At 40.2% G+C, this 13,549-nt stretch carries 18 protein-coding genes and 1 pseudogene; 10 read left to right on the top strand and 9 right to left on the bottom strand.

Features of this window, described 5'->3' with window-relative positions; translation table 11 throughout:
• The first annotated feature begins 2 nt into the window (after positions 1-2).
• From ACEWFH_RS02560 to ACEWFH_RS02570, 3 genes are all read left to right on the top strand, one after another.
• Complete coding sequence (locus ACEWFH_RS02560) at positions 3-719, top strand: lysophospholipid acyltransferase family protein (protein ID WP_473725981.1); 717 nt, start codon at positions 3-5, stop codon at positions 717-719.
• Positions 720-813: 94 nt separating this feature from the next.
• Positions 814-1,038, top strand: coding sequence for a hypothetical protein (locus ACEWFH_RS02565; protein WP_066294104.1), 225 nt, complete (start codon positions 814-816; stop codon positions 1,036-1,038).
• Positions 1,038-1,328, top strand: coding sequence for a DNA-binding protein (locus tag ACEWFH_RS02570; protein WP_473725982.1), 291 nt, complete (start codon positions 1,038-1,040; stop codon positions 1,326-1,328). Before ACEWFH_RS02565 ends, ACEWFH_RS02570 begins: the two co-directional genes overlap by 1 nt.
• 28 nt (positions 1,329-1,356) lie before the next feature.
• On the opposite strand, the gene ACEWFH_RS02575 is transcribed toward ACEWFH_RS02570, so the two are convergent.
• Complete coding sequence (locus tag ACEWFH_RS02575; RefSeq protein WP_394605520.1) at positions 1,357-1,854, bottom strand: YajQ family cyclic di-GMP-binding protein; 498 nt, start codon at positions 1,852-1,854, stop codon at positions 1,357-1,359.
• Between the two features lie 218 nt (positions 1,855-2,072).
• Between ACEWFH_RS02575 and ACEWFH_RS02580 the strand changes: the two genes are divergently transcribed.
• Positions 2,073-2,828 (top strand): alpha/beta fold hydrolase, encoded by a 756-nt coding sequence (locus ACEWFH_RS02580; RefSeq protein WP_473725983.1) that lies wholly within the window; start codon positions 2,073-2,075, stop codon positions 2,826-2,828.
• Positions 2,829-2,872: 44 nt separating this feature from the next.
• On the opposite strand, the gene ACEWFH_RS02585 is transcribed toward ACEWFH_RS02580, so the two are convergent.
• A complete protein-coding gene (locus tag ACEWFH_RS02585; protein WP_473725984.1) occupies positions 2,873-4,087 on the bottom strand; it encodes an NAD(P)/FAD-dependent oxidoreductase in 1,215 nt (404 codons plus the stop codon).
• A 100-nt stretch (positions 4,088-4,187) separates the two neighbouring features.
• On the opposite strand from ACEWFH_RS02585, the gene ACEWFH_RS02590 reads away from it, so the two are divergent.
• Positions 4,188-4,721, top strand: a complete 534-nt coding sequence (locus ACEWFH_RS02590) for an SRPBCC family protein (protein WP_473725985.1) — start codon at positions 4,188-4,190, stop codon at positions 4,719-4,721.
• 47 nt (positions 4,722-4,768) lie between these two features.
• On the opposite strand, the gene ACEWFH_RS02595 is transcribed toward ACEWFH_RS02590, so the two are convergent.
• Positions 4,769-5,119: a YflT domain-containing protein gene (locus ACEWFH_RS02595; RefSeq protein ID WP_473725986.1), complete on the bottom strand. Its 351-nt coding sequence runs from the start codon at positions 5,117-5,119 to the stop codon at positions 4,769-4,771.
• Between the two features lie 310 nt (positions 5,120-5,429).
• Here ACEWFH_RS02595 and ACEWFH_RS02600 point away from each other — a divergent pair.
• Positions 5,430-6,970, top strand: a pseudogene (locus ACEWFH_RS02600) (bifunctional metallophosphatase/5'-nucleotidase).
• Positions 6,971-7,206: 236 nt separating this feature from the next.
• Here ACEWFH_RS02600 and ACEWFH_RS02605 read toward each other — a convergent pair.
• A complete protein-coding gene (locus tag ACEWFH_RS02605) occupies positions 7,207-7,764 on the bottom strand; it encodes a beta-class carbonic anhydrase (RefSeq protein ID WP_473725987.1) in 558 nt (185 codons plus the stop codon).
• A gap of 359 nt (positions 7,765-8,123) precedes the next feature.
• On the opposite strand from ACEWFH_RS02605, the gene ACEWFH_RS02610 reads away from it, so the two are divergent.
• Positions 8,124-8,354, top strand: a complete 231-nt coding sequence (locus ACEWFH_RS02610; RefSeq protein ID WP_473725988.1) for a hypothetical protein — start codon at positions 8,124-8,126, stop codon at positions 8,352-8,354.
• A gap of 393 nt (positions 8,355-8,747) precedes the next feature.
• Complete coding sequence (locus ACEWFH_RS02615) at positions 8,748-9,071, top strand: YwdI family protein (RefSeq protein ID WP_473725989.1); 324 nt, start codon at positions 8,748-8,750, stop codon at positions 9,069-9,071.
• Positions 9,072-9,358: 287 nt separating this feature from the next.
• Here ACEWFH_RS02615 and ACEWFH_RS02620 read toward each other — a convergent pair whose 3' ends face one another.
• Positions 9,359-9,529: a hypothetical protein gene (locus tag ACEWFH_RS02620; protein ID WP_473725990.1), complete on the bottom strand. Its 171-nt coding sequence runs from the start codon at positions 9,527-9,529 to the stop codon at positions 9,359-9,361.
• Between the two features lie 204 nt (positions 9,530-9,733).
• Here ACEWFH_RS02620 and ACEWFH_RS02625 point away from each other — a divergent pair, with 204 nt between their 5' ends.
• Both ACEWFH_RS02625 and ACEWFH_RS02630 read left to right on the top strand, forming a co-directional pair.
• Positions 9,734-9,961, top strand: a complete 228-nt coding sequence (locus ACEWFH_RS02625) for a YvrJ family protein (protein ID WP_066244574.1) — start codon at positions 9,734-9,736, stop codon at positions 9,959-9,961.
• Between the two features lie 116 nt (positions 9,962-10,077).
• Positions 10,078-10,449, top strand: a complete 372-nt coding sequence (locus ACEWFH_RS02630) for a DUF423 domain-containing protein (RefSeq protein WP_473725991.1) — start codon at positions 10,078-10,080, stop codon at positions 10,447-10,449.
• A gap of 65 nt (positions 10,450-10,514) precedes the next feature.
• Here ACEWFH_RS02630 and gerQ read toward each other — a convergent pair whose 3' ends face one another.
• The 4 genes from gerQ to ACEWFH_RS02650 form a co-directional block, all read right to left on the bottom strand.
• On the bottom strand, positions 10,515-11,015 hold the full coding sequence (gerQ, locus tag ACEWFH_RS02635) for a spore coat protein GerQ (protein WP_473725992.1): 501 nt from the start codon (positions 11,013-11,015) through the stop codon (positions 10,515-10,517).
• 12 nt (positions 11,016-11,027) lie between these two features.
• Entirely contained in the window at positions 11,028-11,459 is a 432-nt protein-coding gene (locus ACEWFH_RS02640; protein WP_198768731.1) for a cell wall hydrolase, read from the bottom strand.
• A gap of 442 nt (positions 11,460-11,901) precedes the next feature.
• Positions 11,902-12,645, bottom strand: coding sequence for a hydrogen peroxide-dependent heme synthase (gene hemQ / locus ACEWFH_RS02645; protein WP_066399147.1), 744 nt, complete (start codon positions 12,643-12,645; stop codon positions 11,902-11,904).
• Positions 12,646-12,723: 78 nt separating this feature from the next.
• Positions 12,724-13,500 (bottom strand): sporulation protein, encoded by a 777-nt coding sequence (locus tag ACEWFH_RS02650; RefSeq protein ID WP_473725993.1) that lies wholly within the window; start codon positions 13,498-13,500, stop codon positions 12,724-12,726.
• Positions 13,501-13,549: the final 49 nt, after the last annotated feature.

Here is a 13,549-nt window from a genome sequence, read left to right on the forward strand (position 1 = left end):
TTTTGAGAACGATTATTTGGTTTGTTTATTTTTGGGCAGTTTTGTTGAAGTTGATACCATCATTAAATCGTGTAAAGAAGCTGCATAAAGCGGGTAATATTCAAGAGCGTGATCAATTAGTAGATAAGAAAGTGAAAGAGTGGTCAACATCGCTTGTGAAGCTGAGCGATTCTAAAATCACAGTGAGCGGTGAGGAGAATATTCCGAAAGACACGGCTGTTCTTTTTGTAAGCAATCACCAAGGTAATTTTGATATTCCGATTTTATTAGGCTATATTCAAAAGCCTAAAGCTTTCATCTCTAAGATAGAAGTAAAGAAGATGCCTTTTATCGGGACATGGATGGAGCACTTGAATTGCTTGTTTATGGATCGTAAAAATGTCAGGCAGTCGGTTAAAGCAATAAATGAAGGAGCAAAATTGCTTAAAAATGGGACATCTCTTGTTATTTTTCCTGAGGGAACAAGAAGTAAAGGGGATGACATGTCTGAGTTTAAAGCAGGCAGTTTTAAGCTGGCTACTAAATCGGGTGTTCCGATTATTCCAGTATCGATTAACGGTTCTTATAAGATCATGGAGCAGCAAGGATTTTGGATTAAACCAGCAGAAGTTCATATCACCGTTTATCCACCGGTCTATCCAGAGGAGTTAGAAGCGAAAGAACTGGCGCAAATTACAGAACGTATTATTAAAGAGGGCGTTAAGAAAGCAGTGTCTTAATAAAAGACTCTGTTAAACAGGATTAAGCCTGTACGAGACGTGTTAAAATTTGGTATTATCGGGATAGAAGGTAATAATTTCTAGGAGGAATACCATGACCGGAACAATTTCAGTCATTATGATTTTCTCAATTCCCATCATCGCCATCGTATTAGGTCATTTTCAATCACAAACAAAGTTAAAGCATAAGATGCTAAAAGATGAGCTAGAGCTTGAACGTTTAAAGCACGATAACTATGTTATTGAGACGCAAAAGATGAGGCTAGAACTTGAACAGATGAAGCTTTTAGATGCCAGTGACAAGAAAGAGTCGGTATAATGGAGGTTAGTTTGCTTTGGGTTGGATTAGGGCTGGCAGCACTTGGTTATTTTATCGGGGATGGATTGAAAAATTTTAAGAATCCAGGTAATAGTTTTTCGGAGTATCCGGTGCTGATTAAAGAAAAAGATTTGCATAATTATGTGGGATTAATGCGTGATGAAGTAGAAGAGCTTCTTCAAAAGTATCCTGATATACCTAAAATAGAAATAAAAGGTACGAGATACTATCAATATCATCATTTTTATGAATGGCTCTCAACAAAAGAAAATTTAAAACAAAAAGCTTGAGGAGTAAAATCCCTCAAGCTTTTTATGTTTATCTGTAATTAATAAACTGAACGTCGATCGGCAGATTTGCTTCTTTAACAAGGGCAATGATCTGCTGAAGATCGTCTCTGCTCTTTGCCGTTACACGAACTTGATCATCTTGAACTTGGCTTTTTACTTTTAATCCAGAGTTTTTGATCAGCGTGTTAATCTTTTTTGCGTTATCTTTATCGATGCCCGTTACAAGTTTAGCGCGCTGGCGTACAGTTCCGCCTGAAGCTTGCTCGATCTTGCTGTAATCCAGGTTCTTTGTTGGTACTCCGCGTTTGATCAGCTTTGTAATAAGAACATCTTTTAGCTGCTCAAGCTTGTACTCATCATCGGAAACTAAAACAAGCTCTTCACTAGATTTATCTAGCGTGATCTCACTTTTACTTCCCTTAAAATCATAACGAGTTGTAATTTCTTTTGTTGCGATATTAATCGCATTGTCGACTTCTGATAAATCTACTTGTGAAACGATATCAAATGAACTTTCTTTAGCCATTTTGTGAAACCTCCTGACGTTTACTTCGTTTATATAGTTACAGTATAAATACATTGCGGTTATGTTTCCAGTTTGTACACATTCTTTTCCGTGAAAACGGGTACAAAAGCAATAATGTATGTTAAAATGAAGGCTGGAAAATTTACAGAATGTTTTAACCACTAGGAGGAGTACTTTGTGCTTCATTACAAAACGTACACACACGAAAAAAATCATCAATGGGTGATTTTTGTCCATGGAGCAGGGGCAGTTCATCCATTTGGTATAAACAGTTAAGAGAATTCAAGCAGCACTTTAATATTTTGCTCGTTGACCTGAGAGGTCATGGCAAGTCACAATCCGATAAATTTTTATTGAAAAAGTATTCGTTTAAAGAAGTCAGCTTGGACGTGCTTGAAGTGATGGATCATCTTAAAATCCAAAAGGCACATTTCGTAGGGATTTCTTTGGGGACGATTTTAATTCAGACAATCGCTGAACTTAACCCTGAACGAGTGGCTACTATGACACTTGGCGGAGCGGTAACGAAGATGAATTTCCGATCGCGGTTTTTAATCGCGATGGGCAACCTTTGTAAGTCATTTATTCCATACATGTGGCTGTACAGCTTGTTTGCTTGGGTCATTATGCCGAAGAAAAGACATGAAGCTTCCCGATCATTATTTATTGGAGAAGCAAAGAAACTTTGTCAGAAAGAATTTAAACGTTGGTTTAAGCTTACGCTAAAAATTAACCCATTTTTACAAAGCTTGCGTAAAAAAGAGATTCCGATTCCAACCCTATATATCATGGGTGAGGAAGATTATATGTTTTTACCGCCAATCCAGGCGTTTATCGACAAGAAAAAGCATTCAAAGCTTTTGACGATCAAGGATTGCGGACATGTATGCAATGTAGATCAGCCAGATATTTTTAACAAAAATTCGATTGAATTTATTAAAAGACAAATTGCTGCTGCACCAAACGCATCATAATAAAAAGGAAGTTCCCGCTTGAGGGACTTCCTTTTTTCATTCCCTTATAAACTTACAGCTCGTGCGATTGTAAATAATCGTGAAGCGGGGTGAAAACCTTTTGTGATCAAGTCTTTGATAATGGTTGCACCGAGCATGCTATAGACCGTTCCGTTCCCACCAAAGCCCAAACAGTAATATTCACCAAGACGGTTTGGATGTTCACCGATATACGGCAAACCATCGTGTGATTCCCCGAAAGTTGCGCACCATGTGTGGGAAATCTTTGGTGATAGATCGGGAAAATGTTCTTTCACTTTTTCAAGGATACGCTCACCGCGTTCTTTAATGATTCCCTCATTTAGCGGTGCTTCTGCTTTATCTTCATCCAAGCCACCGGCAACGATTCTTCCGTCCCTTGTAGTCCTCATATAAAGATAAGGGCGTTTCGTTTCCCAGATCATCCACTCTTTGTACCATGTTTTTAATGAAGGCAGCGGTTCAGTTACGATGGCATACGAACGGTTCAAGTCTGCTCCTAACTGCTGAGCGAGAAAGTCATTTTCATAACCGGTCGCAAAAATAATATATCGCGCTGAAATGGTGCCTTTTTCAGATTCACATGTAAACCCATGAAGAGTTTTGGTTTTGCGGATCAGCGGTGTTTGCTCAAAAATTCTAACTCCTGCGGCAGCCGCATCCTTTAACAAAATTTGAACACATTTGTATGGGTTCACATCTGCATCTCCACTTGTTACGAGAGCAGCAGGTTTTGAAAAAGGAAACCTTGAAGAGATCTCTGACGGCTCTAAATATTCAACGGGAAAATCATACTTCTTTAAAACCTCATATTCACGGACAAGTTTTGAGACGTCTTCATTTGAGCTGGCAAAGTACAGGCTTTTTTGTGGCCGGAGTTCTGGATCTTCTGAGAGTTCAGACGCGACCTTGTTTAAATCTTTCATAGCCGTCTGACAAAGCTGGTAAAAGTAAACGGCATCCTGTTCACCTTGCTGTTCAATCAGTTCATGAAGCATTTTGTCACTGGAGAATTGCAGAAGTCCTGTATTTGCTGAGGAGCTGCCTGAACCAGGATGTCTTCTATCAATTAATACAACATCAAGTTCTTTTTCTTGGCTCAATACATGAGCACAAAGAGCGCCAGCCATGCCACCGCCAACGATCAATACGTCACACGAGATATTTTCTTCAAGCTCTGGATACTGAGTGGTATTTGTATAGGTTTCAGGCCAATATAAATGACCATTGTGTAGATTCATATTTACTCCTCCTCGTCTTCCATTCATTCCCCGGAAAGACGTGAAAGAAACGCATGAAAGGAAATATTTATCAATAAAATGATGAAGAGGGGGAATGTACATGGTTTATTGGATATTTCCAGGCATTTTATTGCTTATTCTTACCGGAATGATCTATCTGATTCCAAGAAGATGGAGTGTTACAGAAACGGCTTTGCTCCAGACTTCTGCCGAACGATTGTATGCTTTTTTACTAACTATAAAAAATTGGACAAAGTGGCAAATGGATAGTAAAGAAGAGGAGATTGCTTTTTTATATGTAGGTCCTGAAAAGGGAGAAGGAGCGTCTATTTACTGGGAAGCTGATGGAGTTCCTGCGAGTATACGAATTTACAGATGTGAACATTTAAAAAATATCCATTATTATATGAAAATAAATTCAGGAGAAACTTTATTACATTTTAAATTTGAATTGGTTTCGTTGGAGGATACGATAAAAGTGATATGGATTTGTGAGGGAACTTCAAAGAATCATCCGCTTGATCGCTTTATTTCTCTGTTTTATAGGTGGGGCGTGCGAAGAGAAATGAAAAAAGCGCTAGAGAAGCTTTCGGAAATTTATGGTTATCAAGAGAAATCGCTGCAAACGGCATAAAGAAAAGAGCTGCTTTAGCCCAATTGGGTTAAGCAGCTCTTCGCTTATTATGGTAAGTTGGTTACTTTACCTTCATCTTTTACAATCAGTAAAATTTTACCCATATCGAGTTTTCTTTCGTACTGATCCGCTTCAACGTCAGATAAGCCAATTTCAGTCATCTTTTTGCGGAGCTCGTCACCTCTGGAATCAAATACGTTGCTGAGGGCTGTGCCGAGTCCTTCTTCTTTTAAGCCGATTGTATTAACATCCGCGTCGTGTGCAAGATCTTTCGTGTCATCTTTTTCGTGGGATAATACATACAGGTTGTCTTCGTGAATCCCTTGCGCCTTCAATTCATTTGCAGCTGCAATCAATTCTTGTTGAGAGTTGAATTCATGTACGATTGGTTTAACCATTTACTATCCTCTCCTTTATACGAAGTTATAGTGTATATTCACGGAATTAGGCACGATTAAACTTCCTTTTTCATTATATCACCGGGAGGAAAGTACTAAATTTAATCGTACATGAAGCATCTGTAGGTACTAACTCCTTTTTTATAGGAATATAACGTTTTTTACACCAATTTTACGAATATCCTCTATCTTTTTACAATTCAAAATATATAATTTTAACTGTTGAGTTTTTTACAAAATGAAATGATAGGGGAGTATTTCAGATGAAAAAACACTTTCAGCCTTAGCGCTGTCATTGGCGTTAACACCTATGGGAACAGCTATCCATGCAGAAGAATATTCAATGGAAAAGCAAAACGGACCATTTCTGGACGTTCAGTTATTGGGTGTGAACGACTTTCATGGCCAGATCGATATTACACGTAATGTGGCAGGTCAGTCTGTAGGACGTGCCGATTATCTAGCAAGCTATATAAAGCAAAAAGAAGCTGAGAATGAGAATACACTTTTAGTTCATGCTGGTGATATGGTAGGAGCGAGTTCGCCAACGTCTGCATTGCTGCAGGATGAGCCGACCGTTGAGATCATGAACGAGATGGGATTTGACGTAGGAACACTAGGAAATCATGAATTTGATGAAGGCGTCGATGAGATGATGCGTCTGATCAATGGCGGAACTCATGCGAAGACAGGTGATTTTGAAGGAGCCAACTTCCCATATGTGGCTGCTAATGTAATAGATAAAGAGACAAAGAAACATATTCTTCCACCATATACGATTAAAAAAGTGAAAGGTGTAAATATTGGATTCATCGGCGTTGTTTTCTCTGATACTCCTGACATTGTAATTCCGAGCGGCACAGCAGGTGTAGAGTTTACGGACGAAGCTGAGGCAATTAATAAAGCAGCCAAGGAACTGAAGAAAAAGGGCGTAAAGGCAATGGTCGTACTTGCTCATAATCCGATAGACCAAGCGAGTACAGGAGAAGTTTCCGGTGAATTAGTAGATATGGCAAACAGTGTGGATGATGAAATTGATGTTATGTTTGGCGCGCACAATCATAGAAACGTAAATGCTGTAGTAGATAATAAGTTACTTGTACAAGCTTATTCGTACGGAACGGCATTTGCAGATGTAGATTTAAAGATTGACCGCCGCACAAAAGACATTGTAGAAAAGAAAGCTGAAGTGGTAACAACGTTCCAAAACGGTGTAACTCCTGATGCAAAGATTACTGAAATCATTAAGCGTGCGGAAGACCAAGTGGCTCCGATTATTAATGAAGTAGTGGGTAACGCAGATAAATTATTATTAGGCACAGAAGCGTATAGCGGCGAATCGGAATTAGGAAATGTCATTGCAGATTCTATGACAGAGCAAACAGGCACGGATTTTGCCTTTATGAATCCGGGTGGAATTCGTGATGTGATCAATCCAGGCGAAGTAACGTGGGGTGAACTCTTCAATGTTCAGCCTTTTGGTAACGACCTAGTGACGATGACATTAACTGGTGCACAGATCAAAGAACTTTTGAATCACAATGGTCAACGGGGCGTGAAAAGATGCTTCAGATTTCTGGATTGAAAGCTACCTTTGATATGTCTAAACCAGTTGGACAAAGAACGGTATCCATGGTTAAAGAAGACGGAACACCGGTTAATGCTGCTGCAGAGTATACTGTTACGGTCAACAACTTTATGGCAGGCGGCGGTGACGGCTACACGGTTTTATTAGAAGGAAAGAATCAAACGATTTCGGTTACAGATCTTGATGCTCTTGTAAACTACTTTAAGAAGCGTGATTCCGTAACAGCTGAGATTGAAGGACGTATCGTGAAGATTAATCAATAATGATGTTGGTGTTTGATTCATTTCTTCTTCTATAAGTTGATTAGAGGGTAAGGTGCGAGACTCTCGGCTAGGACGAGCGGTCAGGTGAGTCCCTTAAAGGCGCAAAGCGGCAAGGGGCTCACCGCCTGCCCCGCGGAAAGCGAAGCACCTGGAACGGAAATCAACTCCTTTCAAAGGTTACTAAAATAACTAAAAAAGAAAAGGCAAAGCGCATCTAAAGTCGCTTTGCCTTTTTTCTATTCGCCTCGGTCTACTAAATCTAATCTGCCTGTCGCCGGGTCGATCACAAGACCGTGCACATTTACACCTTCAGGAAGCAGAGGGTGATTCCTCACGAGAGCAACACTGTTTTTCACTGAATCCTCAACACTGTCAAAGCCTTTGAGCCAGTTTTTCAAATCCAGTCCAGAATATTTTAAAGTGTCGAGTGTTGTGTCTTCAATACCGCGATCTTTCATTTTAGAAATGAATTGATCAGGGTTCACACTGCTCATTCCGCAGTCGTAATGACCGATGACCATCACTTCCTCCGCTTTAAGTTCATAGATCGCAACAAGAATACTTCTCATAATAGAGCCAAATGGGTGGGAGATAACCGCTCCAGCGGATTTTACAACTTTTACATCACCATTCTTAATATTCATCGCACTTGGGAGTAATTCAGTCAGACGTGTGTCCATGCAAGACACAATAACAAGTCCTTTATCAGGAAATTTAGTAGTTTGAAAAGGCTCGTATTCTTTGTTTTCAACAAATTGGTGATTGAATTCTAAGATTTCGTTAAGTACGGACATGATTCTCCTCCTTGTTTCTACAGAAAATAATTAGACAATGAAAAGATATAGAAGTATACGTCTTTTTCTATCATATTCAGCTTAAACTCGCTAACATATTCACTTCTACATTAACTATTATACAAAAAAGAGAGCTCAATCTGCTCTTTTTTGTATATGAAGGGCTTGTTTTGTTGATAGAAACTCTAAAACAAAAGCACATTGTGACAAACATTTTAGTAAAAGGTACGTATAATCGCAAGTAACACCACATAAATTGGTAAGTTCGAAAGGAGGAAGGATCATAGAAGCAACTTGCCAGTAAAGTAGGGTTTAAATAGATCGGAACAAATAATCGAAAATTTGAAAGGGGTAGGGAAATGGAAGTTATGACGTATGTCCTTTGGGTTCTACTGTTAATGGGGTCGGTTATGAAGAATTACATGGTTGCAGTTTCTATGCCGAGAACAGGACAAGTTGTTGTGGCGAATGAATTAGCAGTTAAATCGTTTTCGTATGATGAAGCGAGTGGCAAGATTGCAGTTGATTTTGAACGTGCGATTGCCGGCACATTCAACAAGCAGAATTTCAGTTGGGTAGATACGTCATAAAATATAAAACGTATTTTTGATATGAGCAGCTAATGATGTGAAATAAAAAGACTTTAATGTGAAGGGGGACTTTTATTAAGAGATAAAACCTGTATCTATTTTCGCATTCACTATCATGCTGGCGGCCTGGATCACCGTACGTGTGCTAGTGAATGAGGGTTATCGAGCGGAATTTGGAGCGGAAGAGACAGCTTATTTGAAGCTGTCTTTTTGTACTGTCAAAAATTATAACTTGTTAGCATGATGTTTATCGACGTTGTAACAAGTTTATGTAGATAGTATAAGCGCAACTATGTCTGAAGCGAAAAAGTACGTCTAGTTTTCTTTATGCGTGATTTTATTTATGTGCAGGCGTTTGATAGAATAAGAAAAAAGATAATTGTGGTGAATCCGATGAATATACCAGTAAGTCAGTTTGCGAAGAAAATAGAAAAACATGTAGCAGAAATGAAACAACTGAGTGAGAATTCTCCTAAGCTGCGTGAACACGTGTCAGCAATTCAAACGTTGTGCGAGTTAATGTTGGAGGCGGAAGAAGACAACTCTGTCGGTGTAAAAGAATGGGTACCGTCTCATCCTGTGCAAAAACCGGCAAGCATGATGACCGCGCCACCTGCTAAAACCCATAAAAAATCGATGATGGATTTTGACATGGACTATGATGATGACGATCAAGACGAAAAAGATGGCAGTGGAGACTCTATTTTTGATTTTTAACCGCAGTTTGGTGAAAGACCTGTTCTTTGTAGAGCGGGTTTTTCTTTTTTTGTAGGAGTATGAGTATAGTTGAGGTAGTGTAGATACAGTAATTCCTAAAGTTTTACAAATAATTCCGCGAGAATCAGGCGTAATACCGCGAGATTGAACGAGAATCCCGCGAGTTTTCACCATAAATCCGCGAGTCGGCAAAATCCATATTATCCTGTATGCGCGGGCAAGATATTGGCTGTATGAAACACTCTCACAATAAAAAACACAAAAAAAACAGCGCGTAGTCAGCACTGTTATATCGAAACGTATGTGTTCTGATGTTCCATTCTTTCATCTCTACGTTTTGCAATTTCAATCTTTTCGTTAATCTTTTTATTAGAAAAATAAACGGCAGCGGCTGTTGCGATAAGACTTAGAGCAGCTAAACCAATCATTGTATATATCATCGTAATAATAAGTTCCATTTTGTTGTTCCTCCCTTATTAGTTTCCGTCTTGTTTTTTGTATTCCACTATAAATTTTATTTAAACCTATTTTTTCTATAGGCCAAATGAATCAAAATGAAAATATGAGAATGGAATGATGGTAAAAATTCTTCCTACGTTTTATAATTAATTTACGAACATACGTTCTGTTTTGTTCGATATAAAATGAGGGGTGAATGGAATATGAATGGTGCAAGTGAATGGCTAAACCTTGTCAATCTCCTCGGAAATGTTGGCTTTCCCATCGTCATTGCTGGGTATTTGCTTTTTCAATTTGAAAAGCGGATTCAGAGTCTAGAAGGGATCATTAGAGAACTTCACTCAGAGTTGGTGGAAAAGGAGGAGCTTGAAAGGAAGATCGATCAATATGTCCGCTTGCTGGACAGCGAACGTCAGCCGAAGAAACGTTAACGTTCGCTTTTTTTATCATGGACAACCCGTCCGCCAAAATCTTTACAATCCTGTGGCATTCTTTTGTATCCGCATCTTTCAGTGGTAAGATAAAAGAAAAACAGGAGTGGAACACTATGAAGCTTTTTCTTATACTAGGAGCGATTCACGCTATGCTTGCTGTCATGCTGGGAGCATTCGGGGCACATGCACTTGAGGCCAAATTAACAGCACGTAATATGCTAGGTGTGTACCAAACAGGGGTTCAATACCATATGTATCATGCTCTAGCATTGCTGGCAGTCGGCATTTTACTAGGAAAGTGGCCGGCATCGGCTTTATTAACTGGAGCAGGCTGGTCGTTCTTTATCGGGATTTTATTGTTCTCTGGAAGTCTGTATGCACTCTCAAACACAGGCATGAAGTTTTTCGGGCCAATCACACCGCTTGGTGGCGTTGCGTTTATAGTAGGTTGGATCTTACTGATCATCGCGGTAGTAAAAGCATAATAAAAAGGCGCTCAAATTTGGGCGCCTTGATCTTGATTGTCTGAACCAGACATAAATGAGTTCTATCAACGAGGGCTGTATTGCGAAAGCTGTCCGGTTTGCTGTTGCGTGCCGAACGGATAGCTATAGTTGATCTCTTCATCAAACGTGACATAGTTGACGTAGACCATTAACAGCAAATAACGCTTACCGGTCTGCGGATCACTTAAGATAATATGGTCACGGCCAGCTGCTTCAATGACCCCTTTAAAAACTTTCGCGTTCCATTTTTCATTGTTCTCAAACGTCATATAGACGGTTGCGACTTTCCCTTTGTTCATACGTAAAATATTTTCAATATAAGACTGCTCAAGCGGTAGCTGACCTGGTGCACCTATGTCAGGCAGTGGACCGCCTCCAACGCCGGGGGCTTGCTGGCTTTGGGCCATATCCTGAGGGACACCCATTCCTGCCATACCACCCATTCCTCCCATACTCCCACCCATCATGCCGCCCATTCCATTCATCCCATTCATGCCATTTTGCTGCCGATAATACTCTTGGCTGTACGGATTAAAGTTGTTCATCAACAAACCTCCCTAAAAGGTGTTAAACACATTTGGACAATCGCTTTGTTTAGGCTGATAAAAACAATGCGCCTTGAAGCTTCCTGCACGCGGCTGATTGTACCAAGTCGCGGGACAAGGACCGCTTGGATCAAAAAACCATAACGAATTTCGTGCGGGGTGAAAACGCTGACCGTTAATAACCCTTTTTGCTAACCTTCTCTCATTCTCACGCGCACCTTGATAAAAGTATCCTTTAATGGTCGCTTCAAATCCACCTGGCCTCTGAAACACCATCTGCTGCATCGTTCGGATATTTTTAAAATCAAGGCAGTTGGAGCGAATCCGGTTCACGCCGGTGTTGCCTACAAGCAGCATGCCTTGATCGCCTTCACCTTCCGCCTCAGCACGTATAAGTCGTGCCAGCAGATCAATATCCTTATTGGTCGCTTTAATGACTGCCAATTGCCTTCCCCCTCTATGTGTTGAATCATGGTGTACAAGCAGGGAAACAGAACATTCGATATATGTGTATGAGCTGTTTTGGGAAACTAGACCAATGCGATAAAAGTTTCATGTTTTTGGAGCTTTCCATATAGGAAATGAAGAGTTGGGGTCTTTTTTTAGAATGGGATTCATTCTATGTAGCAGAAGCGGGCATGGAGTGGAAGGTATGTAATTGTGGAAAGTACATAAAATGATGTTGTTTATCCTCAGCGAACACTTTCAGATTTGAATAATAGGATAAAAATTTTATTCACGTTATTTTTGATAATTTCACGTTAAATGGAATAATTTCACGTTAATTAAAAGATATCCACGTTATTTGCAATAATTTCACATTATCCAATTTTTACCACATTCTGCATAAAAAGAAGACTCGCCATTAAACGAGTCAGCTCAATTATTACACCTGCAAATAAGCGGGCACTGCTTCTTTTGTCAGGATGTTTCCAACATAGAAAGATCCGAACTCGCCGTAGCGTGCACTTACTTCGTCAAAGCGCATTTCATATACTAGTTTTTTGAATTGAAGCATGTCGTTTGAGAACAGCGTTACGCCCCATTCCCAATCGTCTAGACCAACTGATCCTGTGATGATCTGCTTCACTTTCCCTGCATACCCACGGCCAATCATGCCGTGAGAGTACATCATCTTCTTGCGCTCTTCCATCGGTAACATGTACCAGTTATCCTCACCATCACGGCGCTTGTCCATCGGATAGAAACATACATGCTTCCACTTTGGCAGCTCAGGGAACAGACGAGCTTTGATCATTGGATCCATCTCGCCGCTTTCGTTTTGCGGGTTGTACGTACTTAGCTCAACAACAGAAACGTAAGAGTATTCTTTTACCGTATATTGTGCAAAAGCTGTTTTATTAAATGCGTTCTCGATCTCGTTTAGTTCTTCCATCGTCGGACGAAGAAGCATCATCATGAAATCAGCTTTTTGCCCCATGATGCTGTAAAGAGCATGACTGCCCACTTTGTTTGCTTCTACGTTCTCCCACTTCTCAAGAAACGTTAAAAATTCATTGATCGCATATTCTCTCTGGTCACCGGAAAGCGTTTTCCAAGCGGCCCAGTCCATCGTACGGAAATCATGAAGGCAATACCAGCCTTCTAGTGTAATCGCTGCTTCACTCATCAATTATTCACTCCTTGCTAGATATAAACACGTCCCTACAAATATACCATAAGTAGGGACGAATCCAAAAAGGAGGAATTAGCTGTATTGGCGAAGCAACTGCTCGATCTTACTTTTAACACCAGCAGGATTTCGAAGCTCAGCGCGTGACAGTGTGAGGCGAACCTTCGTCTCATCCATATCCATTGCTTCTGAAAGCATGCCGAACAATCCTTTTCCTTTTTTATCGATTTCTAGCATTAGCTCGATGCTGTCTGTTTGTGGAACCAAAATCACTTCAAGCTCATCCAGCTTACCCGCATATGCTCCTGAAGTTGGCACATATTCAAACTCTTGTAGAAATGGAAGTCTGCGGCGCATATAACGCGGTGCAGTACCGCAGTATGCTTTTCTTAGGCGGAATCCAAGCTGTTCGATCGCATCAAAGATCGCAGACGTTTCTCCATCAGGCAGAACACGAATTTGATCGTTGTCTGTTGGGTCCACAGCCATCTGAATATCAAGACCCGTTTTGATCCAAACAGGGGTATGACCGAGAGTTAATGGCGCATCATATGGAAGCTTGAGTGAAAACGGAATCTCTTGCTGGCTGCCCGCTTTTACGACAAGGGAGCTCGTGACAGTCGTTTTCTCAATCGCTGCTGTTTCTCGCACTTTTTTATCGTCTATTTCACGATAATATTCTGTCATTACATAGAGGGTAATGTGATCAATGTTTTGGTCGACTTTACCACCTTCGATTTTTATTTTCCCTGTAATGTTTTCACCAGGTGAGTAAGTATCTTTATCTAAAATGGTGTCTACCTTTGCTGATCCAATTCCTACAGAAGCTAACATGCGGTTTACAAATGACATGTGAATTCCTCCTCCAAATTTTTCAATCAATTGTACGGAGAGAAATTAG

The organism is Fictibacillus sp. EA-CB0309, assembly GCF_055814265.1.